At 39.3% G+C, this 25696-nt stretch carries 25 protein-coding genes and 3 tRNA genes; 8 read left to right on the top strand and 20 right to left on the bottom strand.

The window, feature by feature from the left end:
• Positions 1-116: 116 nt before the first annotated feature.
• Together BDR01S_RS19520 and BDR01S_RS19515 are read right to left on the bottom strand one after the other, a co-directional pair.
• Complete coding sequence (locus BDR01S_RS19520; protein WP_066258303.1) at positions 117-359, bottom strand: DUF2584 domain-containing protein; 243 nt, start codon at positions 357-359, stop codon at positions 117-119.
• A gap of 37 nt (positions 360-396) precedes the next feature.
• Positions 397-1191 carry an alpha/beta hydrolase family protein gene (locus BDR01S_RS19515; protein WP_066258305.1) on the bottom strand — a complete coding sequence of 265 codons (795 nt, stop codon included), beginning with the start codon at positions 1189-1191 and terminating at the stop codon, positions 397-399.
• A gap of 120 nt (positions 1192-1311) precedes the next feature.
• On the opposite strand from BDR01S_RS19515, the gene BDR01S_RS19510 reads away from it, so the two are divergent.
• From BDR01S_RS19510 to BDR01S_RS19500, 3 genes are read left to right on the top strand one after another with little or no spacing between them, the layout of a single operon-like run.
• Positions 1312-2328: an ABC transporter substrate-binding protein gene (locus tag BDR01S_RS19510; protein ID WP_066258307.1), complete on the top strand. Its 1017-nt coding sequence runs from the start codon at positions 1312-1314 to the stop codon at positions 2326-2328.
• A 19-nt stretch (positions 2329-2347) separates the two neighbouring features.
• The gene (locus tag BDR01S_RS19505) at positions 2348-3124 is read left to right on the top strand and encodes an ABC transporter ATP-binding protein (RefSeq protein ID WP_066258311.1); all 777 of its coding nucleotides are present in this window, start codon (positions 2348-2350) and stop codon (positions 3122-3124) included.
• Positions 3105-3911 carry an ABC transporter permease gene (locus tag BDR01S_RS19500; RefSeq protein ID WP_066258313.1) on the top strand — a complete coding sequence of 269 codons (807 nt, stop codon included), beginning with the start codon at positions 3105-3107 and terminating at the stop codon, positions 3909-3911. The genes BDR01S_RS19505 and BDR01S_RS19500 overlap by 20 nt, the downstream gene beginning before the upstream one ends.
• Positions 3912-3931: 20 nt before the next feature.
• On the opposite strand, the gene ytkD is transcribed toward BDR01S_RS19500, so the two are convergent.
• Entirely contained in the window at positions 3932-4411 is a 480-nt protein-coding gene (gene ytkD / locus BDR01S_RS19495; RefSeq protein WP_066258315.1) for an RNA deprotection pyrophosphohydrolase, read from the bottom strand.
• Positions 4412-4499: 88 nt separating this feature from the next.
• Positions 4500-4817: a hydrolase gene (locus BDR01S_RS19490; RefSeq protein WP_066258316.1), complete on the bottom strand. Its 318-nt coding sequence runs from the start codon at positions 4815-4817 to the stop codon at positions 4500-4502.
• Positions 4818-5016: 199 nt separating this feature from the next.
• Between BDR01S_RS19490 and BDR01S_RS19485 the strand changes: the two genes are divergently transcribed.
• Positions 5017-5274, top strand: coding sequence for a DUF6154 family protein (locus BDR01S_RS19485; RefSeq protein ID WP_066258317.1), 258 nt, complete (start codon positions 5017-5019; stop codon positions 5272-5274).
• Positions 5275-5385: 111 nt separating this feature from the next.
• A complete protein-coding gene (ytzI, locus tag BDR01S_RS25020; RefSeq protein WP_082797508.1) occupies positions 5386-5562 on the top strand; it encodes a YtzI protein in 177 nt (58 codons plus the stop codon).
• A 40-nt stretch (positions 5563-5602) separates the two neighbouring features.
• On the opposite strand, the gene BDR01S_RS19480 is transcribed toward ytzI, so the two are convergent.
• Entirely contained in the window at positions 5603-6076 is a 474-nt protein-coding gene (locus BDR01S_RS19480) for an S-ribosylhomocysteine lyase (protein ID WP_066258319.1), read from the bottom strand.
• Between the two features lie 141 nt (positions 6077-6217).
• Here BDR01S_RS19480 and yidD point away from each other — a divergent pair, with 141 nt between their 5' ends.
• Entirely contained in the window at positions 6218-6445 is a 228-nt protein-coding gene (yidD, locus tag BDR01S_RS19475; RefSeq protein WP_066258320.1) for a membrane protein insertion efficiency factor YidD, read from the top strand.
• On the opposite strand, the gene BDR01S_RS19470 is transcribed toward yidD, so the two are convergent.
• Positions 6442-7014 carry a beta-class carbonic anhydrase gene (locus BDR01S_RS19470; protein WP_066260330.1) on the bottom strand — a complete coding sequence of 191 codons (573 nt, stop codon included), beginning with the start codon at positions 7012-7014 and terminating at the stop codon, positions 6442-6444. The two genes, yidD and BDR01S_RS19470, sit on opposite strands and share 4 nt — an antisense overlap.
• A gap of 212 nt (positions 7015-7226) precedes the next feature.
• On the opposite strand from BDR01S_RS19470, the gene BDR01S_RS19465 reads away from it, so the two are divergent.
• Complete coding sequence (locus tag BDR01S_RS19465) at positions 7227-8162, top strand: metal ABC transporter solute-binding protein, Zn/Mn family (RefSeq protein ID WP_082797507.1); 936 nt, start codon at positions 7227-7229, stop codon at positions 8160-8162.
• 41 nt (positions 8163-8203) lie between these two features.
• Here BDR01S_RS19465 and menC read toward each other — a convergent pair whose 3' ends face one another.
• The 6 genes from menC to BDR01S_RS19435 all read right to left on the bottom strand — a co-directional run bounded on the left by menC (position 8204) and on the right by BDR01S_RS19435 (position 15685).
• Positions 8204-9310 carry an o-succinylbenzoate synthase gene (gene menC / locus BDR01S_RS19460; protein WP_082797506.1) on the bottom strand — a complete coding sequence of 369 codons (1107 nt, stop codon included), beginning with the start codon at positions 9308-9310 and terminating at the stop codon, positions 8204-8206.
• Positions 9310-10794 (bottom strand): o-succinylbenzoate--CoA ligase, encoded by a 1485-nt coding sequence (locus BDR01S_RS19455; protein WP_066258325.1) that lies wholly within the window; start codon positions 10792-10794, stop codon positions 9310-9312. The genes menC and BDR01S_RS19455 overlap by 1 nt, the downstream gene beginning before the upstream one ends.
• Before the next feature lie 89 nt (positions 10795-10883).
• Complete coding sequence (menB, locus tag BDR01S_RS19450) at positions 10884-11702, bottom strand: 1,4-dihydroxy-2-naphthoyl-CoA synthase (RefSeq protein WP_066258328.1); 819 nt, start codon at positions 11700-11702, stop codon at positions 10884-10886.
• 19 nt (positions 11703-11721) lie between these two features.
• Entirely contained in the window at positions 11722-12534 is an 813-nt protein-coding gene (menH, locus tag BDR01S_RS19445; protein WP_066258331.1) for a 2-succinyl-6-hydroxy-2,4-cyclohexadiene-1-carboxylate synthase, read from the bottom strand.
• Positions 12535-12537: 3 nt separating this feature from the next.
• The gene (gene menD, locus BDR01S_RS19440) at positions 12538-14283 is read right to left on the bottom strand and encodes a 2-succinyl-5-enolpyruvyl-6-hydroxy-3-cyclohexene-1-carboxylic-acid synthase (protein WP_066258333.1); all 1746 of its coding nucleotides are present in this window, start codon (positions 14281-14283) and stop codon (positions 12538-12540) included.
• Position 14284: 1 nt separating this feature from the next.
• Positions 14285-15685 (bottom strand): isochorismate synthase, encoded by a 1401-nt coding sequence (locus tag BDR01S_RS19435; protein WP_066258335.1) that lies wholly within the window; start codon positions 15683-15685, stop codon positions 14285-14287.
• Positions 15686-16041: 356 nt separating this feature from the next.
• On the opposite strand from BDR01S_RS19435, the gene BDR01S_RS19430 reads away from it, so the two are divergent.
• A complete protein-coding gene (locus BDR01S_RS19430) occupies positions 16042-16977 on the top strand; it encodes a 1,4-dihydroxy-2-naphthoate polyprenyltransferase (RefSeq protein ID WP_066258337.1) in 936 nt (311 codons plus the stop codon).
• Between the two features lie 29 nt (positions 16978-17006).
• Here BDR01S_RS19430 and BDR01S_RS19425 read toward each other — a convergent pair whose 3' ends face one another.
• From BDR01S_RS19425 to BDR01S_RS19390, 8 genes are all read right to left on the bottom strand, one after another.
• Entirely contained in the window at positions 17007-19403 is a 2397-nt protein-coding gene (locus tag BDR01S_RS19425; protein WP_066258340.1) for a glycogen/starch/alpha-glucan phosphorylase, read from the bottom strand.
• Positions 19393-20844, bottom strand: a complete 1452-nt coding sequence (gene glgA, locus BDR01S_RS19420; protein ID WP_066258343.1) for a glycogen synthase GlgA — start codon at positions 20842-20844, stop codon at positions 19393-19395. The genes BDR01S_RS19425 and glgA overlap by 11 nt, the downstream gene beginning before the upstream one ends.
• Positions 20841-21872: a GlgC family sugar phosphate nucleotidyltransferase gene (locus BDR01S_RS19415; protein ID WP_066258345.1), complete on the bottom strand. Its 1032-nt coding sequence runs from the start codon at positions 21870-21872 to the stop codon at positions 20841-20843. The genes glgA and BDR01S_RS19415 overlap by 4 nt, the downstream gene beginning before the upstream one ends.
• A 22-nt stretch (positions 21873-21894) precedes the next feature.
• Positions 21895-23040: a glucose-1-phosphate adenylyltransferase gene (locus BDR01S_RS19410; protein ID WP_066258347.1), complete on the bottom strand. Its 1146-nt coding sequence runs from the start codon at positions 23038-23040 to the stop codon at positions 21895-21897.
• Entirely contained in the window at positions 22991-24931 is a 1941-nt protein-coding gene (gene glgB, locus BDR01S_RS19405) for a 1,4-alpha-glucan branching protein GlgB (RefSeq protein WP_066258349.1), read from the bottom strand. Before glgB ends, BDR01S_RS19410 begins: the two co-directional genes overlap by 50 nt.
• A 483-nt stretch (positions 24932-25414) precedes the next feature.
• A tRNA-Glu gene (locus BDR01S_RS19400) sits at positions 25415-25486 on the bottom strand.
• Between the two features lie 7 nt (positions 25487-25493).
• A tRNA-Ser gene (locus tag BDR01S_RS19395) sits at positions 25494-25584 on the bottom strand.
• A 3-nt stretch (positions 25585-25587) separates the two neighbouring features.
• Positions 25588-25662: transfer RNA gene (locus BDR01S_RS19390), tRNA-Asn, on the bottom strand.
• Positions 25663-25696 lie beyond the last annotated feature (34 nt).

The following is a 25696-nucleotide window of genomic DNA, read 5'->3' as shown; positions in this document are numbered from 1 at the left end:
CGTAGGGAAAAGTGCGAAGTCCACTAGCCGCTGGGCGCTGGAGCTGGAGCTGGACATCATCTAATTTCAATGAAACACTAAAGCCCATATCATTTCGATATGGGCTTTCTTACTTATTAGTTCGTTGAATTCAATGAAATTAATTGATAGGTTATGGTCGTGGTGTTATTTTGCAACTCTACTTTTTTTATCAATGCGGTACCGCTTGAATCACTATCCATTGTTTTTCTAACATCAATTGGAATCTCGATTGGATAAAGTCTGTACCCTTCTTTTTCTAACAAAAAGACGTTTTCCTCGACCCGTTTCTCTCGGCCTTTAGTCACAATCATCGTATTTAACTCAAGAGGCATACCCATTAATATCCGCTCCTCTACTTGTATTACCTATATAATATCATCTTTTGCGATGACTTTTCATCCACTTCGTTAAATCATTAACTACTTTTCTATTTACAACTGGGGGAAAGTAATGTGTAAACTCGTTAAAGTACCATGCTTCGACTGGTTTTTCTAATAACCTTAGCCTTTTCTCAAGTCGATACGCATGCTCCACCGAAACATTTCCATCCTTCATCCCATGGATTATCAGAACAGGGGCCGACATCCTTTCCAGTTGATAAAGCGGGGTCCTGTCTTCGTACCGTTCTGGAAACTTCTGCGGGGTTCCGCCAATGACTCGTTTCATCATTCTCCGTAAATCTTTCCGCTCCATATAGGTGAGAGACATATCACTGACCCCACCCCAGGTGACAACAGAGGCAGTTTCAGGAAACTCAATCCCTGTTAATAGCGCCATTACACCACCACGTGAAAACCCAAAAATATGTATTTCTTGCACCCTAGGTAATGATTTTAACAGCAAAAAGGCTGAAAATGCATCTTCCCGGTCGTCGCCGGCAAAATCCTCATTGCCCTCCCCACCCTGATTTCCACGATAGTAAGGGGCAAAAACAATAAAGCCCTCAGCAGCAAACTGGGCAATCCTTGCGGGTCGAACTTTGCCGACATTTTTAATGCCGCCGCGTAAATAAAGGAATCCATCATACGCACCTTCCCCAATCGGTACCGCCAGCAATCCTTTCACTCGTAATCCATTGGAAAGGTATGTAATGACTTTTAATTCAACGTTCGGATTTGGAGAAGGAAAGCGCATGATATCAATGATTCTTCCATTACTGTTTTGGTTCATCTGCAAAACTTCCCTTTTTCGTAAATTTATAATCACTGGGCATTCACACTTTTTTCTCCTTTTCATAATATATCTTAGGCAATTAGCCCAGATTTTTCGAAATATAAGGAGGCTCGCTTCATGAAAAAATCGTTAAAGTTCAGTTTCTCCTTTCTGCTCATCACTATACTTATGTTTTCACTTGTCGCTTGTAATAGCACCACAAAAAATGACACGAAGAAACTTGAGAAAGTTCGAATCGCTGAAGTTACCCGGTCTATTTTCTATGCTCCACAGTATGTTGCCCTAGCCAAGGGGTTTTTCAAGGCTGAAGGTTTAGACGTTACACTCACAACTACTCCCGGCGGCGATAAAACCATGACCACGCTAATTTCCGGGGGTGCTGATGTAGCCCTGGTTGGTTCAGAAACATCCATTTATGTTTACGCGCAAGGGGCAAACGACCCGGTCATCAATTTTGCCCAATTAACTCAGACAGATGGTACCTTCCTCGTTGCTCGAGAAAAGATTGATAATTTTTCATGGGATCTCTTAAAAGGTAAAACGTTCTTAGGGCAACGTAAAGGCGGTATGCCTCAGATGGTTGGTGAGTTTGTTTTAAAGAAACACGGGATTGATCCACAAAAGGATTTGAACTTAATCCAGAATATTGATTTTGCCAATATTGCCAATGCTTTTGCCTCCGGAACTGGCGAATTTGTGCAGTTATTTGAGCCAACGGCAAGTATTTTTGAAAAAGAAGGAAAAGGTCATATTGTTGCTTCTTTCGGTAAAGAGTCCGGTCACGTCCCATATACAACTTTTATGTCCAAGGAAAGCTATATGAAAGAGCATAAGGGAACGGTTGAAAAGTTCACACGAGCAATCTACAAAGCACAACAGTGGGTTGAATCGCACAGCGCCGCGGAAATTGCTAAAGCAGTGGAACCATACTTCCCGGACACAGATTTAGAAATTATGACCACTGTTATTGAGCGCTATAAAAGTCAAGGCTCTTTTGCTACAGATCCCATTCTTGATCAAGCAGAATGGAGTAATCTTCAAAACATCATGAAAGAAGCTGGTGTACTGCCAAAAGAAGTCGATCATCAAACACTTGTAAACACAGAAATTGCTGAAAGAATAATCAAAGAATAAAGGAAAGGGAGGCCGTCCTATGACTTTTTTAACCGTTGAAAATATTCATCACACCTATTTCACCAAAACTTCCGCCACCACGGCCCTCTCCAATATTTCATTAACAGTAGAGGAGGGCGAATTTGTCTCCCTCCTCGGCCCAAGCGGCTGTGGTAAGACAACTCTGCTTTCGATTATTTCTAGTTTGCTTAAACCAACGCAAGGAACCGTCTTGTTAGAAAATAAACCTGTAACCACCGCAAAAAATCAAATCGGTTATATGCTCCAACAGGATTATTTATTTCCTTGGAAGACGATTGAAGAGAATATCCTGATCGGTCTAAAGTTATCCAAACAGTTGAATCAAAACACAAAAGCTGCAGCCCTTCGCCTCCTTAATCAAATCGGATTAGCCGGGGTTGAAAAACAACTACCCAGGCAGTTATCAGGCGGGATGAGGCAGCGGGTTGCTCTCGTCCGCACCCTGGCTACTGAACCAAAGCTGCTTATGCTTGATGAGCCTTTTTCCGCTCTCGATTATCAGACTAAGTTGAAACTTGAAGATTTAGTCTCCCAAACCCTAGATGAATTTGGTAAAACTGCGATTCTTGTTACTCACGATATTGGTGAGGCTATTGCCATGAGTGATCGGGTCTTTTTACTTTCACCCAGTCCAGGAAGAATCTATAAAACCTTTACGATGCCAGAGGAGCTAAGAAATATATCCCCATTTGAAGCAAGAAATCACGCGGCCTTTTCAAGTATTTTTCAAACGATATGGAAGGAGTTGGAGTCTCTTGAGCGAGAAAAAGAATAAGCCGGAGCTACTCCATAAAAACTATATTCAATCGTTAAAGATTGAAAAAAGATGGGTTGGATTTTATCAAGCGATTATATTCATCGTCTTTTTCTCCAGTTGGCAATTGGCCAGTCAGAAACAATGGATTGACCCGTTACTTTTCAGTTCTCCTTCGAAGATATGGAACTTACTTCTTGAAAAAATTCAGGATGGAACACTAGTCAGTAATATAGGCGTAACATTAACAGAAACTGTTTTTGGATTTATCCTTGGCACCTTATTAGGGACAATTCTAGCTGCCATCCTCTGGTGGTCCCCGATGATTTCCAGGGTGCTCGATCCATATCTTGTCATTTTAAATGCAATGCCAAAGGTTGCCTTAGGACCTATTTTAATTGTGGCGTTAGGTCCGGGGTATTCATCAATTATTGCCATGGGTGCGATTATCTCGATTATCATTACAACCATTGTAGTTTATACCTCATTCAAAGAGGTCGATCCGAACTATCTAAAAGTGCTCCAAACCTTCGGTGCCAGTCGATGGCAATGCTTCAAAGAAGCTATCCTACCTGCGAGTTTTCCAACGATCATTTCTACCTTAAAGGTGAATGTCGGCCTCTCCTGGGTCGGTGTGATCGTCGGAGAATTTCTTGTATCATCAAGAGGGCTCGGATACATGATCATTTACGGTTTCCAAGTCTTTAATTTTACACTTGTTTTCTTATCCCTGTTGGTTATCGCTGTATTTGCCACGATTATGTATCAGCTCGTCGAATTATTAGAGAAAAAAATTATCAAGGAATAGTGGATTGGCATGACTTTCTACTATTCCTTTTCGTTTTGTAACTTTTGAATGAGTGTAACACATTGTTCGACGACTTGGTCTTTCATGATAAAGCTGTAATGATCTCCGAATCGCTTTTGCAATATATCACCTGTAACTAAAACGGGACCCCTGGTTTCGTGGTAACTAGTCGTTTCCTCCACCCGATCGACCTTACCCCAGAAGACCGCTTTCACATATGACTTCATCGGGTCTGAAAATTTATACTCAGCAATAAATTTTAGCTTACCTAAAATGGCGCCAGTCTCCTCATATGCTTCGCGGTGTGCAGCCTCTTCAAGAGTTTCCCCTGATTCCATTTTTCCGCCGGGAAATTCGAGTCCTCTTTCTTTATGGTTCGTCAGTAGCCACTCCTCCCTATATTGGCAAATGACCAACACATGCTTGGCTTTCTCTTCGAAAGCATTTTGTGAAAAAGACAAATCTACCGGATTTTCATTTTTATCTAAAAAATGTATCATTCTAAATTCCGCCTCAACAGTTTTAATCTAATTATAATGAAAAAAAGAAAAATCCTAAAGTTAGGATTTTTCTTACCAGGTAATTATTTTATTCTGGCAGTATATTCATACTTTCAATATGATTTTTTGCTTCCTCATCACCAAGTTTATGCAACATTCCATACACTTGTTGAATGGTACTGTCATATGCATCGTTTTCACGGTCATAATGATACTCCACATATGGAACATGGGCTCTAAAAAAGTTTTTCCATTCAGTGGAATAGTTTTGATCAAAAAGCTCCCGCAATTGGGTAATTTCTTCACTATCAGCCTGAATTTTATAGCTCCAGGTTGAACTTGTGGGACTTTGAGAAATTTCACCGCTTCCAACATCAATATAATAGGTTTTCTTTTGCTCATCCATTACGTCATCCCCTTTTACTTATTAGTAATTTGCAAATAGAAAAAATTTATTCTTTGTCAAATTTCGAGTCATTTTTTAGAAGTAAATACGCTATAATAAACATACAACTAAAGAAACAGACTTTTCAGTCAATTTACAAATGGTTAAGTTAGCATTATTTTATCTTTATAAGGGAAAAGATAACTAGGAGGTGTACAAAATGAAATTAGTAGATGAGTTGTACGAAATGTACCGGAACAAGCTTACAGGTGATGAAGAGGATATCGACATGCTGGCCTTTGCGTTTTTAGAAGAAATGTCACATGAAGATTTACTTGCGTTAATCCAAGAAATGGATAAGCAGGAATTATACAATTTAATGGGTATTTACTTAATTGAAAGTTTGAAAGGTAAATTCGCCCAAGAAGAGTACGGACAGCACCGCACAAATACTTATCATCCTCGAAATATTCATTGATCGTACATAATAACATTAGGATGGGAGCCCTTACAGCGGGCTTCCCTTTTTCTTTTCTCAAAAAAATACTAATTCATGCTACAATAGAGAAAAAAGGAGGCATACTCACTCATGTATGTAGTAGCTGCAATTTGTATTATTATTGTTATCGTTGTCCTTATTCTTGCCGTGGGTACCACTTCTAAAGCCTACACGTATAAACATACTGTCGACCCATTAGAAAATAATCCATATATTGACCAAGAAATGAAAGAAAAAGACACCGACCATGACCAAAATAAAGCTTAAAAAAATTCCTATTCAAGTAGAATAGGAATTTTTTATAGGATTAAGCAAATACTTGTTTAAGGTCTTCCTTGCTTTGTTCAAGCCAAAAACGCATTAAACGTTTGGCCCCTTCTAAATCATGTAGTTTTGCCTGGCCGCATTGTCTTTCATTTGCAGCAGGAATTTCAATGATTTCAAGGGCATCTTTCATTGTATCTTCTAAAAGATCAATGATTTCCTCAACCTTCGGCTCACCGCTAACGACAAGATAATACCCTGTTTGACAGCCCATTGGTGAAATATCGATAATATCGAAGTGGTTATACTTCTCGGAATGCTTGCGAAGATTAAAAGCAAGCAAGTGCTCGAGTGTATGAATCACATCAGGTTTCATCGCCTGTTTATTCGGCTGGCAAAAACGAATATCATATTTATTAACAACCCCGTCACTTCCAACCTTATGGACTCCACAATGTCTTACATAAGGGGCTTTAACAGCGTTATGATCTAAATCAAAGCTTTCAACTGAAGGCATCGATATCACTCCTTTTTTTATCTACCATTTATCATACAATAAATTCCGAGTTTTTTCATCCACTTACATACATTTAACAATTTAGACGAGATTATTAAATTATGGTATGTTGTAAATAATTGTAGATAAGGAGAGATGGTCATGCTTAAAAAAGCGTTCCTAGCGATTATTCGTTTTTACCAAATAGTTATCTCACCATTAAAACCGCCAACCTGCCGGTTTTATCCGACCTGTTCCCATTATGGCCTAGAAGCCATTCAACGGTTTGGTGCGCTCAAAGGCGGCTGGCTTACAATCAAAAGGATAGCAAAATGCCATCCCTTTCATCCTGGTGGTCTGGATCCTGTACCTGAAAAAGATAAGCCTTAATTCTTATTCCCATCAACAATTAAATCAAGCTTTCCTGTCTTAGGGTCGATGACCAATCCATGCACCGGTACATCCTTTGGCATTAATGGATGATTTTTTATGATATCCACACTGTGCTTAACACTCTCTGTTACATCATCAAACCCTTGTAACCACTGTTTGATGTTGATGCCAGAATATGTAAGGGTATCAAAGGTTTCTTCTGATATTCCACGCTCTTTCATACTTTCAATCACCGGTTCGGCTTTTAGACCGCTCATACCGCAATCATAATGAGCAATGACTAAAACCTCCTGCGCCTTTAATTGATAAACAGCAATTAGTATACTTCTCATCACACTTCCAAACGGGTGTGACACTAGTCCGCCAGCGTCTTTTATAAGCTTCACATCACCATTCCCCAAATTTAATGCTTTGGGCAATAGCTCCAATAATCTAGTATCCATACATGTTAGAATCACCATGCGTTTATTCGGAAATTTGGTTGTTTCGTACTTTTCATATTCATGCTGCTCCACAAATTTCTTATTATAATCTAACAGCTCATTCAATAATGTTGAGTTACTCATGATAACCACCCTTTCCTTTGTTTTTATAAGCATACCTAATTTTTGATGATGAAACAAAATTTTATCCTTGCTTTTGAGGAAGATTTTTTGTAAGATACTTATGGAAATCGGAATCGTTCCGTATTATGTATTAATCATTATTCAGAATTCAAAAAAATTTTCGAAAACAAATCGTAATTAATCCGATTTAATAATATTTTTAAGGAGTCATTATGAAAAAAATCATCCGTATCCTTTCTATTCTACTACCATTAAGCCTTCTGTTGTCCGCCTGTACAAATGTTAAAGACCAAGTACAAAAAAAGAAGGATCAGTTAACTGTTTATACAACTGTATTCCCACTTCAATATTTTACTGAACAAATTGGCGGAAAATATGTAAATGTTAAAACGATTTATCCGCCTGGGGCAGATGAACACACATTTGAACCATCCCAAAAAGATATGATGAATTTAGCCGATTCAGACGTATTTTTCTATATTGGTCTTGGGCTGGAAGGATTTGTGGAAAAAGCTAAAGGAACATTAAAAAATGAACATGTTACATTAATCCCAACAGCTGAGGATCTTAAGCTCCCAAAATTTGACGATTCACATGAAGAAGAACAAGATGGTACTCACAAGGATGTCAATCCACATGTGTGGCTTGACCCGATTTATTCAAAAGAAATGGCTGCGGTCATTCGTGATGGCTTAATCAAACAAATGCCTCAAAACAAACAATTATTTAATGAAAATTTTCAACAACTTGCCGTAAAGTTAGATGAATTAAATACTAATTATGAGCAGGCACTCACAAATGCAAAGCATAAAAAAATTATCGTTACACATGCGGCGTTTAGTTATTGGGAAAAACGGTACGGAATTGAACAAATCAGCATCTCAGGGCTGTCTACGGCCAATGAGCCAACCCAGAAAGAATTAGAAAAAATAATCTCTGTTGCTGAACAAGATGGTTTGCACTATATGCTTTTCGAACAAAATGTCCATTCAAAGCTTGGAAAAATTGTTCAAAAAGAAATTGGTGCAAAAGCATTACCAATTCATAATCTTGCTGTTTTGTCCACCGATAACATCAAAAACAAAGAAACCTATTTTTCATTAATGAATCAAAATCTTGAATCATTAAAAACCGCTTTAAATAATTAATAGTTGCTGAAATGAACCAGGCTCTTACCTGGTTCATTTTTTTATAAAGCAAATGTTTCTTTCGATAACAAGACTTCCTGTAATCTTTTCTCGTTTATTTCAAATCCAATTCCAGGTCCGGATGGGACTTTTACGAATCCGTTTTCTACAGTTACCTCGGGAGTGATAATGTCTTCCTCCCAAAAGCGATTAGAGGCGGAGATATCTCCTGGGATTGTAAAGCCTGGTAATGAGGCGAGTGCAATATTATGGGCGCGGGATATTCCAAATTCAATCATTCCTCCACACCAGACAGGTATGCCCTTTTCCAAGCAATAGTCATGAATTCGTTTCGCTTCATACAAGCCGCCAACTCTGCCCACTTTTATATTAATCACTTGACAGCTTCCGAACTCAATAGCTTTTCGAGCATCCTCAAAGCTAACGATACTTTCATCTAAACAAATAGGTGTCTTTATTTCTTTTTGCAGCATTGCGTGTTCAAGAATATCATCAAAGCCCAGCGGCTGCTCAATCATCAGCAAGTTAAAGTCATCCAGTGCCTTTATTCGGTCGATATCTTTTAAGGTATAGGCAGAATTGGCATCTGCCATGATTGCGAGGTCTGGATAAACGCTGCAAATTTCAGAGAGAAAAGAATAATCTTGCCGTGGATTTATTTTTACTTTAATCCGCTGATAACCAGCCTCAAGATATTGTTCAATTTGTTGGAGTGCATTTTTAGTTGAGTCTGTTGCCACCACTACACCTGATGGAATAAGCGGGCTTGTCCCGCCTAAGGTTTTTGCTAGCGGCTGTGAATAACTTTTTGCAAATAAATCCCACAGAGCCGTTTCTAATGCGGCCTTAGCCATATTGTTCCTTCTTATTGAGCGAAAAAGCAGTGAAGCCTCTTGGGGATGATTGATCGGATTCTTTTTTAATAAAGGAATCAAAATATCAGTTAACATATGTAAACTTGTTTTTACCGTTTCTTCTGTGTACCACGGGGTGGAAAATGCCACGCCCTCACCAAACCCTGTAACACCATCTGAGTTGGTTATCCTAATGATGATTCCCTCACGGTCCGTCACGGCTCCTAAATGGGTTAGAAACGGTTCCTTTAAGGGCATTTGGATGACATTCAACTCAACTGATGCTATCGTCATCATTGATCCACCCACTTCCGCAGCTCCCGGCGCAGCAGTTTTTTCGAAGCATTTCTAGGCAATTCTTCCATAAAATAAAATGCTTTCGGTACCTTATATTTTCCTAATCGCTCTTTGCAAAATTGCTCAAGTTCCTCACTAGAAGGATTGGTTCCCGCCTTTTTTATTATAAAAGCAATCGGCACTTGTCCCCACTCTTCATTCACTAAACCTGTAACCCCTGCCTCTGCGACATCCGGATGGGCTAACAAAACCGCCTCAATCTCGGCAGGGTAAATATTCTCTCCCCCTGAAATAATCAGGTCAGAACGCCGATCAAGTACATATAAGAAGCCTTCTTCATCTAAGTACCCCATATCTCCCGTGTGGAACCAACCATTTTGAAACTTTTCTTCTGTTACTTCAGGAAGGAATAGATAACCAGGGGTAACATTAGGTCCTTTTACGACAATTTCACCTGGCACACCTGAGGGAGCTTGGCTGCCATCTTCTGCAATAATTTGAACTTGCGAGGTGAATAATGGCTTTCCGGCCGAGCCCAGTTTTGACAGACTATACTCTGGAGCAAGTGTTACGATTTGTGAGGAGGATTCAGTCATTCCATAGGTTTGGAATACAGGAATTTCTTTTTCTACACACGCTTGGAGTAATGGTAATGGCGCGGGTCCTCCTCCAAGAAGCATACAGCGAAAATGATCTGGAAGGCGACTGTCTTGAAGAGCATCAACAATTCGTCTTAGGGCTGTACCAACAACTGACATGATTGTCACTTTTTTATCTTGAATATCTTTAATGGTATCTTCCGCATCAAAGTGGTCGTGGAGAACGATAGGCATCCCATAGATGACACTGCGCATTAAAATTGAAAAGCCGCTAATATGAAAGAGCGGAACGTTACAAAGCCAGCAATCACCTTCTATAAAGCCCAAATTTAAGGCTGAACCTACCGAACTCCACCAGTGATTTCCATAGGTTTGAATTACCCCTTTGGGATTTCCTGTCGTTCCTGATGTATACATAATCGTACATACTTCCGACAAGCAGATTTCTTCCTGAATATCGGGTTCACAAGTAATCCCGGTTAATAAGTCCCCCGTCGTTACCGTGTATAAGGATGGAAGCTGTCTATTTATGAATGCTCTTGTATCAGAAAAAGAGTCGTCAAGTAGTAAAGAAGCCACATTTGAATCTTTTAACTGCCAGACCAATTCCGCCGGAGCGAGGCGGTTGTTTAAAATTACAGAATGAACACCTAACAGCTGGAGTGCAAATAAAATAACAATAGTATCAAGATTATTTTTTAATAGCACTCCGACATATTGATCTTTTTTTACCCCTATCGCTTCTAACTGTCCTGCTACTTGATAAGAACGATGGTAGAGTTCTCCGAAGGTTATCGTTTGTTCTTGAAAATAAACGGCGGTCCGTTCAGGGGTTAGAAACGCTCTTTTCTTTAAAAAATTAGGCATCTTTTCGCTTTGCATATCTGTCACCTTTCCAAATCTGTCTTGCTCGTACCCGTCTTTCTATTAAAAACAGCCTGATGGGAACCATCAAGCTGCCGGAAAAACTATCAAGGAAAACGAGGGAATTTACCAAAATCAGGCTTACGCTTTTCCTTAAAGGAGTCGCGCCCTTCTTTTGCTTCATCGGTTGTATAGTAAAGCAGGGTTGCATCACCGGCGAATTGCTGAAGACCTGCTAAGCCGTCTGTATCAGCATTCATAGCTGCTTTCAAGAAACGAAGGGCCGTAGGACTTTTCTCCAGAATTTCATTACACCATTGGATTGTTTCCTCTTCAACTCTTTCAAGCGGAACCACTGTATTAACTAAGCCCATATCAAGTGCCTCTTGGGCATTGTACTGACGGCAAAGGAACCAAATTTCCCGAGCCTTTTTATGTCCAACAATTCTAGCCAGGTAGCCTGAACCATAACCAGCATCAAAGCTCCCTACATTCGGTCCAGTTTGTCCGAAAATAGCGTTATCAGCTGCAATCGTTAAGTCACACACAATGTGCAACACATGACCGCCACCAATAGCATATCCTTTTACCATGGCGATAACAGGTTTCGGTATCACACGAATGAGGCGCTGCAGGTCAAGAACGTTGAGACGAGGAATTTGATCCTCTCCAACATATCCTCCATGGCCCCGGACTTTTTGGTCACCACCGGAGCAAAATGCCTTCTCTCCTGCACCAGTTAAAACAATAACCCCTATACTTGAATCATCTCGCGCATAGGCGAAAGCATCAATCATTTCCGAAACTGTTCTCGGCGTAAATGCATTATGTACATGTGGACGATTAATGGTGATTTTCGCAATACCATTGTATGTTTCATATAAAATTTCTTCATACTTGCGTCCTGCAATCCATTCTACTGTCAAAATGAAATCCTCCTTTTATTTATTCTTCTGACAAAAAGTCACTTACTATTGTACCAAACTTTTCAGGTTCTTCCACATGAATTGCATGCCCACTGCCTTCAATAACCGTCCATGAGCTATTTTTAAGCTCTTTCATCATTTTATCCGCAATATCACAAAACTTTTTATCTTCTTTACCCGTTAAAAGCATAACCTCGCATGTCAGTTTGTTTAATTTCCCCCACCAGCTGGGCTGGGAGCCAGTTCCCATCCCCAGCAGACTATTAGCAAGCCCACTAGGCGAATTGTTTAAACGTTGTTCTCTTATGACTTGCTTTTGTGCTGAAGGCAGTCGATTCATCGTTTGAAAAAGGGGGATCCCTTCCCAATAATCTACAAACCAGCGTATCCCTCGTTCTTTAATAAAATGAGCAAGTTCTGCATCTTTCATACGGCGAAGATGTCTTTCATCTTCTGTTGCCAAGCCGGGTGAGACACTCTCAAGTATCAATTTTCGGACCCGCGTTGGGAACAGTAGGGCAAAGGTAAGGGCAAGTCTTCCCCCCATAGAGTAACCAAGCAAATCTACTTGCTCAACATCAAAATGTTCAAGGATCGCTTTTAAATCCTTTGCAACTGATTCTATTTGGTAACGGCTAAGTACATCGGGTGATTCCGTTTTTCCATGTCCAATGATGTCAGGACTAATTAGTTTCACTTGCTTCCCCCAAGCATCATAGAAAGGAGTCCATGTCGAGGTGTCCCCAGTAAATCCATGTAAAAGAACAAGTGGAATAGATCCTTCACCGCATACTTCGACATGATATTGAATTCCGTTGCTAATAATCTGCATTTACTATTCACCTTTGACAAAGTTCGATATTTCCCCGGAAACAAAACTCCAAAATTCGCGGTGTTCGTCCCGGTTAACGTCTCTGTTTGTTCTAAGCTCATATACTTTTAATCCCGTTTGATTAGTAGCCTTCATCATTTCAGACTCTAAATGGTCCCAATCTTCAATCTTTGTAAATTCACCCTTAAACATCTTTACCGCATGCTCAAATTCAAGATCTAGTGGCGTTCCAAACAGCAATTCAAAGTTCTTAGAATGCTCCGATTGTGGCAGGAAGGAAAAAATTCCGCCTCCATTATTGTTAACAAGAAGAATATTAATATCTAGATTGTACAATTTTGCCGCAATTAGACCATTTAAGTCATGGAAGAAGGTCAAATCGCCGAGAACAAGATAGAAGGATTTCGAGTATAAAGCAGCACCTAACGCGGTAGAGACAGTTCCATCGATCCCATTGGCTCCCCTGTTGGCCATTACTTTGATTTCTTTATTATTGTTGAGAAAAAAACTATCTAAGTCGCGAATTGGCATGCTATTTCCAACAAAAAGGGTCGCACCTTCTGGTACCATCTCGGCTAATTGATAGAATAGTTTGCCTTCACTTAATTCTGTGATATCTCTTAGAGCAGTCATATTTCCTTTGGTTAGCTCGTTTATTTTTTTCCATTTCATTAAAAATTCGGATGAAGAGTTCGGAACAGTATAGGATAACAACTTTTCGCAGAATAGTGATTCATTGCAGAAAATCATATTTGTTGATAACGCTGAGGGATCACGCCATCCGCCGCCGCCATCAATAACATATTGTTCTGCGCTTCCATTTTCTTTTAAAAATATCGTTAATGCCTTTGATATGGGCATCGCTCCAAACCTTAAAATAACATCCGGTTTAAGAAACGATTTTGCATCATCAACCCGTAAGAAAGTATCATACGTTTCAATAATATTTTCAAGGCTATGCTGCCCACTTCTTAATTGTGATAAGGGGTCTGCAATAATTGGAAAATTTAATTGCTCAGCTAATTGCGTAACCGCTTTAGGAAATTCCGGATCTCCCATGTTTCCACAAATAATAACACCTTTATTTGTCTTAGTAAGCCTGTTTGCTATTTCCTGAAAATGTTCATCTGAAAGCGTTAAGTCCCCGTTTTGAACTTTTATATACCCGTTGGGTCGTTCATTAAGCTCGAAGAGCTCCTCATCCAGCTTTGGAATGAGCGGCTCTCTGAACGGAAAATTCAAATGAACAGGACCGGAGGGGGCACTAGTGGCAATCGCCACTGCCCTGGCACAAACGGTTCTGGCATAGCGGATAATTTCATCACTTTTTTCAGGCAATGCCATTTCAGAGAACCATTTTACATGCTTCCCATATAAATGAATTTGATCAATGGCTTGCGGTGCACCAACTTCTCTCAATTCATGCGGCCGGTCCGCTGTTAGAACGATCAATGGAACCCGTGCATAACGTGCTTCCACAACCGCTGGAAAATAGTTTGCTGCTGCCGTACCAGATGTACATAGAATCGCTACTGGCCTATTTAACGACTTGGCAATCCCCAAGGCAAAAAAGGCCGCTGACCGTTCGTCTACATGGATATGGACTTTTAAATCCGGATGCTCTGCCATAATCATCGCCATTGGAGTTGACCTTGAACCAGGGCTGACTACGACATCTGTTACTCCCGAAAAAATAAGCTCTGCAACAACGGCAGCAATATAAGCTGTTAATGATTCTTGATGATTCATATCAATTTCCTCCAAGGGCTCGGAGCATGGGTTTAAATTTCAAACTCGTCTCCAAGTATTCACTTTCCGGGTCAGAATCGGCAACTACTCCACAGCCTGCAAACAAGGATACCTCTTTCCCCTGGATCAGCCCAGAGCGAATGGAAACAGCAAATTCGCCATTTTTTCTGTAGTCCACCCAACCTAGTGGGGCGGCGTAGAAACCACGATCAAGTTCTTCTACTTGTCTAATTTTCACCACTGCTTCATCCTTAGGAAGTCCGCCGAGTGCTGGTGTGGGGTGTAGCCGTTCGACTAATAACAGCAAAGAAGCATCCTTATGGCATTTACCGATAACAGGGGTATAGAGATGCTGAATATCCCTAATCTTCATAAGCTGCGGCTTGTCAGGCAGGATAATTTCTTCACATGATTCTTCAAGTGCTTCCTTAATCATTTCAACAACGAAACCATGTTCAATTAGATTCTTTTGATCATTTAATAACAATTGACCTAGTTGCTGGTCTTCTTTTTCTGTTTTCCCCCGTGGAATAGAACCGGCAAGACAGGTAGAATATACTTCATTTGCTTGTTTTTTGACCAGTCTCTCGGGAGATGCCCCTATAAAACAATCACCATTCGATTCAAATGCGAATATAAAGCTTTCATGCTGTTGATTAAATAAATTATTCAATACAGCCTCTGCCTCTACTTGATCGTCAAAAACAAGCCTCAGTTCCCGGGCTAGGACGACCTTTTTAAGTGGACCTTCTGTTAATTCCTTCACAACTCCGTCGACCGTTTTTTTCCACTGCTCAGGTTTAATCTCTCTAGTTTCTAGAAGGGTTGCCGTATTTATCCGTTCGTTATCATGGAGAGAAGTTAGTAGCTGATTTCTCTCTTCACTTATTGTTTTAAATAAAAAAGGATCCTCCTGTGGGGTACAAACAATATTCGTGGTTAAATAGGTTTGACCGCGTATGATACTCAATAGATATTTCGGTATATGAAATAGTGAATCAGTGTACTTAGACCAGAGATCTGTTTTTTCCTTGTGGGGATCGAAAGAAAAGCCTCCGAACATGACAGGCCCCACAGCAATTTCTGTATATGGATTAAAAATGAGGCAGTCCTCTAAAAATTTCTCCCATTCCTTTTCAACATGAAAAAAGCGGTCAGAAGCCTGATCCGTCTGAATTTGTTTTGCAATCCCAAGTCCAACAAGTACGGTCTCGTCCGTTGGGTCCTTCCAGAAGAATCGTTCCCCGCAATAATTCTCTTTTCCTTTATTAAAAAATGATAGTGGGTTAATCGTGTCCATTTTATGAACTTCACTAATCAAAATGGGACGTCCCAGTTCTTTCGCATGGCTAACAGCCAAAAGACCTCGTTCCATTATTTCTAATTCTTGAATGGTAACCAAACAAATCCCTCCAAAACAGCCGAAATGACTGTTATCCATTCATATTCTGCTAAATTTAACATACAACTCCTATTGTAAAGAAGTCAGTTATAGTTGTCACTAGCAAACCTGCTCCAATACCTATTATATATCAAGTTTTCACCATATTGATAAAAATGAGCTTCTCAGTAAATTTCATTAATTCTATTTTCCCACCAACCATCCAATAATAATCAAACAGGTATAATCTTCTAGATTTGATAAGAAAAATTAATTGACACTAATCCTTGAATTTCATACACTTAGGTTTGGGCAAAGCCCATTAAATAATCGATTCTAAACCTATATAGAGAGAAAAATAACAAGGGAGAGATAATATGCAACCAAATATACAGCATAGCTCGAAACCTGTCGTTGAATCTAACCGTGGCTTTCAAGTTTGGTGGCAAATGACCCGCCCACATACATTAACAGCTGCATTCGTGCCAGTTTTGCTTGGAACGGCACTAGCCCTTAAGCATGGGAAGATTCACTTTGGTCTATTTTTTGCCATGCTAATTGCGAGTTTATTGATTCAAGCGGCAACCAATATGTTTAATGAATATTTCGATTTCAAGCGCGGTCTGGATACGGCCCAATCGGTTGGGATTGGCGGTACGATTGTTCGTGACGGAATCAAACCAAAAACAGTCCTGAATCTTGCATTTGGCTTTTATGGAATAGCTCTTTTATTAGGGATCTATATTTGTGCAAATAGCAGCTGGTGGTTAGCCGTAGTAGGTATAATATGTATGGCTGTAGGATATTTTTATACTGGAGGTCCATTCCCAATCGCTTATACACCATTTGGTGAAATTCTTTCAGGTTTCTTTATGGGGATGCTGATTATTTTAATCGCCTTCTTTATTCAAACGGGAACAGTCAGCAGCACAAGCATACTTGTTTCAGTTCCAAGTATGATTTTAGTTGGTATGATTATGCTATCGAATAATATCCGTGATTTGGATGGAGACAAAGAAAACGGCCGTAAAACAGTGGCCATTCTATTAGGCAAAAAAGGTGCAATTTATTTACTAACAGGGATGTTCACTTTTTCATTTCTTTGGGTCTTGGTACTCATCATCACTGGTGTTTTGCCAGTTTGGACCGCACTTGTTATTCTTAGCGCTCCAAAGGCCATGAAAGCAACGAAAGGCTTTATTGAAAACACAATTCCAATTAAAATGGCACCTGCCATGAAGGCAACCGCGCAAACAAATACCATCTTTGGTTTTCTATTAGCGGTTGGAATATTCATTGGGCACTATCTATAAAAAAAAGCTTCTGCGATTGCAGAAGCTTTTTATTTTATAGGTTTTATTTTCCAAATATCGTCAGCATATTCCTGAATCGTGCGGTCACTTGAAAAGTAGCCAGCTTGGGCGATGTTATTAAGACTCATTTGCTGCCAACGGGTTCGGTCAGTAAATGCTTCTCCAATGGAATGTTGAGTGTCTGCATAGGAAGCAAAATCCTTTAAGACAAAATATTGATCATTCTCCTGAAGGAGCGAATCGAATATTGGTTCAAATTCGTTATAGGCACCAGGAAAAAAGCCATTCACGAGCTGATCAACTGCCTGACGAATCCGATAATCATGGTGGTAATATTCATCGGATTGATATCCACCGTGCTGATAGTAGTGGAGAACTTCTTCTGCGGTTAGTCCAAACGTGAAAATATTGGAATCACCGACTAATTCACGAATCTCAATATTTGCACCATCCAAAGTTCCTACCGTCATAGCCCCATTAATCATAAATTTCATATTTCCTGTTCCTGAAGCTTCCTTACTAGCAGTGGATATTTGTTCACTCACATCTGCAGCGGGGAAGATTTTTTCCGCTAAGGAAACACGGTAATTTTCAAGAAAAATGACTTTCATTTTATCGCCGATTACTGGGTCATTATTAACCTTTTCAGCAACGGAATTTATTAATTTGATGATTTTTTTTGCATAATAATAGCCTGGCGATGCCTTCGCACCAAAAATAAATACTCTAGGAACAACAGGGTAATTAGCATCCGCTTTGATTCGATTATACAGATACATGATATGTAAAACATTTAAAAGCTGCCGCTTATACGCATGCAGGCGCTTTACCTGTACATCAAAGATCGCACTGTGATCAACAGCAGTTCCTGTCTTATCAAAAATAATATTCGCAAGGGTTTGTTTATTTTCATTTTTAATCTTTAATAGCTGTTCTAAGAATGAAGAGTCCTTTTGATAAGAAAGTAATTGAGAAAGCTCTGTAGCCTTACGAGTCCAAGCCGGGCCAATCGACTCAGTAATCAAAGAAGATAGTTTTGGGTTCGCTTTTAACAGCCAGCGGCGGTAAGCAATTCCGTTAGTTTTATTGTTAAACTTCTCTGGAAACAGTTGATAAAATTGATTCATCTCTCGTTTCTTTAAAATTTCTGTGTGCAATTTCGCCACCCCATTGATACTAAAACTTCCGACAATCGCTAAATGAGCCATTTTTACAAAATTGTCTGCAATAATGGCTAGTCCTTTTATCCGCTCCCAATCCCCTGGAGTCTGTTCCCATAACTCATGGCAAAATCGTTCATTGATCTCTTCTACAATCATATAAATCCTTGGAAGTAACGGTTCGAAAATATGTATCGGCCACTTCTCTAATGCTTCAGACAAGGTCGTGTGATTAGTGTAAGAAATAGTATGTTTTGTAATGTGCCATGCTTGTTCCCAATCAAAGCCTTCATCATCAAGCAGGATTCTCATTAACTCTGGGATAGCTAACACTGGATGCGTATCATTTATGTGAATACAGATGTGTTCATGCAATTGATTCAAGCTGCTGTGTTGTTTTCGGTAGGTCTTCAAAATCGATTGTATACTAGCGGATACCAAAAAGTATTGCTGTTTCAATCTTAGAATCTTTCCTTCATCATGGGTATCATCAGGATATAAGAACTCAGAAATCATTTCCGTTTCCCGTTTATATTTTAAGATATCAACATGCATAGGAAATTGCGACGGCTCTGCATTCCAGAGTCTTAATGTATTGATGGTTTTAGACTGGTAGCCAATAACTGGCATGTCGTGTGGCACGGCCGTAACTGTTTCAGCATTTAAATGATTAAATACTAAGCGCCCATTTTCCGTCTTCGACTCTACCTTCCCCCAAAAGGGGATTTTAATAGAACCATCGGTTTTGCGGATTTCCCAAACGTTTCCGTTTTTCAACCATTGTTCCGGTAATTCCACTTGATAGCCATCAACAATTTTTTGTTCAAATAGTCCATGCTTGTAACGAATGCCATGACCATGGCCAGGCAGATTAAGGGAAGCTAGTGAGTCTAGAAAACAGGCAGCTAATCTTCCTAAGCCACCATTTCCAAGCCCTGCATCAGCCTCAAGCTCCTCTAATTCTCCTAAATCTATTCCTAAATCCTTTAGACCGGCTTGTACTGTCTCTTCCACACCAAGGTTGATTAAGTTTTGTCTAAGTAATTTCCCCAATAGATATTCAATAGACAGGTAATAAACCTGCTTTCCTTTAGCGGCGAGATGTCGCTCGTTAGTAGCAATCCAATCCTTACTAACAAATTCGCTAATCATTGTTCCAAGAGTTTGATAGTGGTCCCTGGCTGAGCTTTCCGAGAAACTCTTTCCACATACCATCTCAATCCTTTTTAGAAAGGTTTCCTTAAACTCGACCGTATTAGAAAACATGTGTTTCACTCCTTGCAACGATCTCTGCATATAATTGGTTATAGCTATAGGCTGATTGTGCCCAGCTATAATCCATTTCCATTGCTTGCTTTACAATAGATTTCCACGATTTTGAATCATGATACACACCAAGAGCTCTTCTGATTGTATAGAGCATATCATGGGCATTAAAATTGGAGAAGGAGAATCCATTTCCTTTTCCAGTAAATTCGTTCCACGGAATGATCGTATCATTTAAACCGCCCGTTTCTCTAACAATCGGGATGGCACCATATTTCATGGCAATTAACTGGCCTAACCCGCATGGCTCGAACTGGGATGGCATTAAAAACAAATCCGCCCCAGCATAAAGTTTATGGGCAAGACCTTCATTAAACCCAGTAAAGACTCTTAATTTTTCAGGATAGATTCGTGCTGCCTGTCTTAAATGTTCCTCGTATTCATAATCACCTGTTCCGAGGATGATTACCTGGAGATCTTCCTGTAATATTTCACGAAGGACACATTTAACTAAATCAAGGCCTTTTTGCCTAGTCAGCCTTGTAATCATGACTAATAAGGGGGTACGAGTGGATTGTGGTAATCCAAAGTATTTTTGAATCTCAGTTTTGTTAATCGCCTTATTTAGATGATTAGCCGCTGAATAGGTTTGGTATATTAAGGGGTCGGAAGCAGGATTATAGAAATCTTCATCTATCCCATTTAAAATTCCAATAAGGTCATCTTGTCTTTCCCTCAGGAGTCCGTCTAACTTTTCACCAAATACCGGTGTTTGAATTTCTTCTTTATATGTCGGGCTTACTGTTGTAATTTTATCTGCAGCTACAAGAGCACCCTTCATATAATTGATATTCCCGAAAAATTCTAAGTGACCGGAGTGAAAGGATTTGTAATCCATCCCTAACAAATCTCCCAATATCTCTTTAGGGAAGATTCCTTGGAATTGAAGATTATGAATCGTAAACACAGTCCGCATTTGACCGTATCCTTTTCTATTATTATATTCAGTTCTTAATAGATAAGGAATCATCGCCGTATGCCAATCATGGCAATGTATTACATCCGGGAAAAAATCTAGTTGGGTAAGCGTTTCTAAGACAGCTCTATTAAAATAGGCAAATCTTTCCCCATCATCAAAATAGCCATATAAATTTTCACGTTTAAAGTAGTATTCATTATCGACGAAATAATATGTAACTCCTTGATGTGTGAGTTCTTCAATTCCGCAATATTGATTTCTCCAACCAACTGAAACAGTGAATTCTTTAATTTTTTTCATCTCTCGCTTAAATTCTTCTGAAATCGTTCCGAATTTAGGTAGAATAACTCTGATATCAGTACCTAAACTTTTTAATTCTTTTGGAAGGGAACCGGCAACATCGGCAAGGCCTCCCGATTTTGCAAATGGTCCACATTCCGATACGGCAAATAATACTTTCACGAGTTCATCAACGCTCCTTGTTGTGTTCCTTTACGTACCACGAATGGTGACCCCGCTGTTCCAGTTAATTGAGTTCCTGCTTCAACTTTCACATCTTTATCTAAAATAACGGAATCTAAAATACAATTATCTTCAATCACACACTTCTGCATGATGATACAGTTCTTAATAACTGCTCCTTTTCCAATCTTCACACCTCGAGATATAATACTATTTTCTACGGAACCGCTTATTAAACAACCGTTGGCAATCATTGCATTTTTTACAACAGACCCTTTAATATATTTGGTTGGCGGCTCATCTTTTACTTTAGTAAAAATCGGTTGTTCTTTGATAAATAATTTTTTCCAGACATCCGACTGCAGTAAATTCATACTAGTAGAAAAATAGTTTTCGATTGAATCTATCATCACGGCATAACCGTCATATTCATAATTACAAATCGTGTAAAGACTTTGAATATCATTAACAGCATCCTTCATACAGGTATAGCCTGTTTCATTACGTGTTTCAATCAGCTTAATTAGTAAGGATGTTTTGATTAAGTACATCTCCATCGATCCTCCATCCTTTTGATGGATTTCGGTGATGTCACATTTTGAATTGCTATGCCATTCTAAAATTGATCTAAAGTTCATATTAAAAACCGTATAGCAATTGGAAATAAGAGAATATTCTTGTGTGCTGCGATAAAAGAAGTCTAAATTTGCAGCAAAATTTTCAAACGATCCAATCTTTTTTCCATCGAAATCAACGCTAGGAGATGGGAAAAAGAATAGACCATCTCGTTTTCGATTTAAATCCCAATTCTTACCAGAACCCAGGTGATCCATTAGCGAACGGTACTGCATCTTTGGAAAAATTGCCACACTTCGGATGCCAGAATTCACCATATTTGATAGAACAAAATCGATAATCCGATACCGACCTGCAAAAGGCAGGGCAGCAAGTGCACGATGTGCTAATAAATCTTCCAAATCCTCATGGTATGTGGTGGCATCAATGACTCCTAATAGCTCTTTCTTCAATCCAAGCCCCTCCAGTATTATATTAAAAAGCAGGGTAAAGCCCGCTTAACATTTCATTAGTAACTAGAATAATTTCATCATCAAATGAGCGGATAACGGTCCCATCAGGCACCTTCACTTCAGAAGGAACAATAGCCCTTTCAATCAAACAATTATTGCCTATGATAGCATCAGGCATAATGACAGACTCTAAGATAGTAGATCCTTTTCCAACCGTAACCCCTTGAAAAAGAACGGATTTTTCTATGTCTCCTTCTATCGTACATCCCTCATTAATAAGCGACTCTTTAACAACGGCAGCCGGAGAAATATACTGAGGCGGCTGGTTCGGGTTCACAGAATAAATCCTCCATCCGTGATCAAACAAATCTAAGTCACACTCTTCTCTTAGTAAATCCATGTTCGCTTCCCAAAGGCTTTGAACTGTCCCGACATCCTTCCAATAACCTTTGAATGGATAGGCAAATAATTTTTTATTTTCCTCTAAAAGCATTGGAATTACATCTTTACCAAAGTCATGACTCGATTCAGGAACACGGTCATCCATTTCAAGATATTCTTTAAGTATATTCCAGTTAAAAATATAAATGCCCATCGAGGCCAGATTATTCTTTGGATTCGCTGGCTTTTCATCAAAATCAACTATTCTTAGTTCCTCGTCTGTATCCATAATCCCAAAACGGCTCGCTTCGTCCCAAGGAACTTCTATTAAGGAAATGGTAACGTCAGCCCTTTTTTCAATATGGTACTCAAGCATACTCTCGTAGTTCATTTTGTAAATATGATCTCCTGATAGGATTAGCACATATTCCGGCTGGTACTGTTTCAGGTAATTAAGGTTTTGATAAATCGCACTTGCCGTGCCTGTATACCATTTCACTTCGGAAGATTCTGCATAGGGCGGTAAAACGGTCACCCCGCCATCCTTACGGTCAAGATCCCATGCACTGCCAATCCCAATATAGGAATTTAATAATAAAGGCTGGTATTGGGTTAATACCCCAACCGTATCAATGCCCGAATTAGCGCAATTGCTTAATGCAAAATCAATAATTCGATATTTACCTCCGAAAGGAACGGCCGGTTTCGCTAAATCCTTTGTCAGCGAATTAAGCCTACTACCTTTTCCTCCTGCTAATAACATGGCTACGCACTTCTTCTTTGCCATTTCCTTTTCGCTCCTTTCTCTTTTTAACTGGTCTGATGATTTGAAATCCAAACGGGGGAATTGTTAGATTTAATGAATAGGGCTGACCATGGAATGGTTCATCTTCTGCTAAAACAGTCTTTTTATTAACCAATCCAGTACCACCGTATTCTATCTGATCACTATTGAAAATTTCCCGATACTCACCTGATTTAGGAACACCAATTCTGTAGACAGGATAGTTGACACCAGTAAAATTGCAAATAACTACTAATAATTCTTCTGTCTTCTTCCCTTTTCGCAGAAAAGAAAAAATCGATTGGTGACTATTATTGGCATCTATCCATTCGAATCCGTCCTGTAAATGATCGAGTTCATAGAGTGCCTTAGACCGCTTATAGACTTTAATTAATAACTTTACATAGGCATTTAACTTTTGGTGCATCTCATAGTCCATTAAGTTCCAATCAAGCTGTTCTTTATCCTTCCATTCAGCAAACTGGCCAAGTTCAAACCCCATAAATAAGAGTTTTTTTCCCGGGTGGGCAAACATATACCCCAACAAAAGCCTAAGCTGCGCAAATTTCTCCCAATAATCTCCCGGCATTTTATCAAGCAATGATTTTTTTCCATGGACAACTTCATCATGGGAAAATGGCAGCATAAAGTTTTCTAAAAAGGCATATAAAAATGAAAAAGTTACATTTGAATGGACATCAGAACGGGAGTAAGGGGGAGTTTCCATATATTCAAGCATGTCATTCATCCAGCCCATATTCCATTTATAATCAAAACCAAGCCCACCATATGGAACGGGAGTTGTGACATTTGGGAATTCTGTCGAGTCCTCACCAATCATTAAAAAATGCGGCTCATATTCATGAATATGTTGGTTAAGTTTTTTCAAAAAGTCAATTCCAAATGGATTTTCACGCTTCTCATTGGAACCATTTGGCCAGTAAATGATATTTGCAACAGCGTCCATTCGAAAACCGTCAATATGGAAATAGTCAATCCAAAATTGTGCATTTGAAATTAGAAAACTCTGGACCTCTCCTTTCCCAAGGTCAAAGTTCGCAGTTCCCCAAACGGCATTTTCTCTGTCACTAGCTGTGCTGTAAGAATAAATATGAGTCCCATCAAAACGGTAAAGACCGTGTGCATCCTTACAAAAATGACCGGGGACCCAATCAAGAATGACCCCAATACCATGTTGATGAAGCTGATCAACAAATTCTTTAAAGTCATCAGGTGTCCCGTACCTTGAGGTAACAGAAAAGTAACCCGTACCTTGATAGCCCCACGAGGCGTCAAGCGGATGTTCAACAATAGGTAATAACTCTATATGAGTAAATCCGTGCTCAAGAACGTATGGAATAAGTTCGGATGCCAATTCTTTATAAGTTAGATACTCTCCATCTTCTTTCTTTTTCCAAGAACCCAAATGCACTTCATAAATGACTACCGGCTCTGACAGCAAGGTCTTTTTTCCTCTTCGATTCATCCACTGATTGTCTTGCCAATCAGATTTTTTTAATGAATAAACAATAGATGCTGTATTGGGTCTTATTTCAGAATAAAAAGCAAATGGATCTGATTTTAGCAACCTCTCACCTGAGTGTGTAAAAATCTCATACTTATAAAGCTTACCTGTTAGATCCCTATTTATAATTAGAATCCATACTCCTTCGTCATTAACTTTCTGCAATTCATACCCTTCACCATTCCAGTTATTAAAATCCCCCGCAAGCCTAATCTGCTTTGCATTAGGGGCCCATACGCAAAATCGTGTATAAACCTGATCGGAATTATTAAAGATATGAGCGCCAAAAAGCTGATGACTTTGGAAGTAATTTCCTTCGTGAAATAAATGTAACTGATAGTCCGTCGGAAAAAACGTATTCACTGTCATGGCTCTCCTCATCCCCAATGAAAATGTATTTCAAAAACCAATTATAATTGCTATTAATCAATATTCCTCATAAAACTTTTTTATCTTTTCTGACAATAACCGTTGTGTATCGACATTTTTACTTTTGATTTGACAAATTTCGACAGCATTCATCAAATTTCCTTTCAATAATCGTCAAAATTATTTAAAAATTTCTCAATATTTTTATGATTTTCGTCCAAAAAAGTTATTTGATTTTAAATATTAGATAGTTCGAAATCAGGATAAATCTATGCGTATGTAAGCGTTACCAGCGTTTTCACTACAGAGAAGATACTGGTAATTATTATATTAATATAATAATTACTACAGAATATTGTCCCGTTTAAATTTTGTATTTGGGATTAGACCAGATATGGCATGAATGGAAAAAGCGGAGAATACTTCATTAAATAAATTTAAACACAAAAAAACTGATAACCTATTGTTATCAGTTTTTTTGTATGACCCCTACGGGACTCGAACCCGTGTTACCTCCGTGAAAGGGAGGTGTCTTAACCGCTTGACCAAGGGGCCTTAAATATGGCGGAGAAGGAGGGATTTGAACCCTCGCGCCGGTTACCCGACCTACACCCTTAGCAGGGGCGCCTCTTCAGCCACTTGAGTACTTCCCCGTTTGGCTCCGCAGGTAGGACTCGAACCTACGACCGATCGGTTAACAGCCGATAGCTCTACCACTGAGCTACTGCGGAACAATTAAATTTGCTGCTGTGAAGAATTTTATGG

Source organism: Neobacillus drentensis NBRC 102427 (genome assembly GCF_001591445.1).
GTDB lineage: Bacteria > Bacillota > Bacilli > Bacillales > Cytobacillaceae > Neobacillus > Neobacillus drentensis.
This window is presented reverse-complemented; position numbering and strand designations above follow the sequence as displayed.

What these genes read in the sequence shown, in the direction of transcription:
- BDR01S_RS19520 (WP_066258303.1), bottom strand. Translation starts at nt 359, where the DNA reads ATGGGTATGCCTCTTGAGTTAAATACGATGATTGTGACTAAAGGCCGA.
- BDR01S_RS19515 (WP_066258305.1), bottom strand. Translation starts at nt 1,191, where the DNA reads ATGAACCAAAACAGTAATGGAAGAATCATTGATATCATGCGCTTTCCT.
- BDR01S_RS19510 (WP_066258307.1), top strand. Translation starts at nt 1,312, where the DNA reads ATGAAAAAATCGTTAAAGTTCAGTTTCTCCTTTCTGCTCATCACTATA.
- BDR01S_RS19505 (WP_066258311.1), top strand. Translation starts at nt 2,348, where the DNA reads ATGACTTTTTTAACCGTTGAAAATATTCATCACACCTATTTCACCAAA.
- ytkD (WP_066258315.1), bottom strand. Translation starts at nt 4,411, where the DNA reads ATGATACATTTTTTAGATAAAAATGAAAATCCGGTAGATTTGTCTTTT.
- BDR01S_RS19490 (WP_066258316.1), bottom strand. Translation starts at nt 4,817, where the DNA reads ATGGATGAGCAAAAGAAAACCTATTATATTGATGTTGGAAGCGGTGAA.
- BDR01S_RS19485 (WP_066258317.1), top strand. Translation starts at nt 5,017, where the DNA reads ATGAAATTAGTAGATGAGTTGTACGAAATGTACCGGAACAAGCTTACA.
- ytzI (WP_082797508.1), top strand. Translation starts at nt 5,386, where the DNA reads ATGTATGTAGTAGCTGCAATTTGTATTATTATTGTTATCGTTGTCCTT.
- BDR01S_RS19480 (WP_066258319.1), bottom strand. Translation starts at nt 6,076, where the DNA reads ATGCCTTCAGTTGAAAGCTTTGATTTAGATCATAACGCTGTTAAAGCC.
- yidD (WP_066258320.1), top strand. Translation starts at nt 6,218, where the DNA reads ATGCTTAAAAAAGCGTTCCTAGCGATTATTCGTTTTTACCAAATAGTT.
- BDR01S_RS19470 (WP_066260330.1), bottom strand. Translation starts at nt 7,014, where the DNA reads ATGAGTAACTCAACATTATTGAATGAGCTGTTAGATTATAATAAGAAA.
- BDR01S_RS19465 (WP_082797507.1), top strand. Translation starts at nt 7,227, where the DNA reads ATGAAAAAAATCATCCGTATCCTTTCTATTCTACTACCATTAAGCCTT.
- menC (WP_082797506.1), bottom strand. Translation starts at nt 9,310, where the DNA reads ATGACGATAGCATCAGTTGAGTTGAATGTCATCCAAATGCCCTTAAAG.
- BDR01S_RS19455 (WP_066258325.1), bottom strand. Translation starts at nt 10,794, where the DNA reads ATGCAAAGCGAAAAGATGCCTAATTTTTTAAAGAAAAGAGCGTTTCTA.
- menH (WP_066258331.1), bottom strand. Translation starts at nt 12,534, where the DNA reads ATGCAGATTATTAGCAACGGAATTCAATATCATGTCGAAGTATGCGGT.
- menD (WP_066258333.1), bottom strand. Translation starts at nt 14,283, where the DNA reads ATGAATCATCAAGAATCATTAACAGCTTATATTGCTGCCGTTGTTGCA.
- BDR01S_RS19430 (WP_066258337.1), top strand. Translation starts at nt 16,042, where the DNA reads ATGCAACCAAATATACAGCATAGCTCGAAACCTGTCGTTGAATCTAAC.
- BDR01S_RS19425 (WP_066258340.1), bottom strand. Translation starts at nt 19,403, where the DNA reads ATGTTTTCTAATACGGTCGAGTTTAAGGAAACCTTTCTAAAAAGGATT.
- BDR01S_RS19410 (WP_066258347.1), bottom strand. Translation starts at nt 23,040, where the DNA reads ATGGCAAAGAAGAAGTGCGTAGCCATGTTATTAGCAGGAGGAAAAGGT.
- glgB (WP_066258349.1), bottom strand. Translation starts at nt 24,931, where the DNA reads ATGACAGTGAATACGTTTTTTCCGACGGACTATCAGTTACATTTATTT.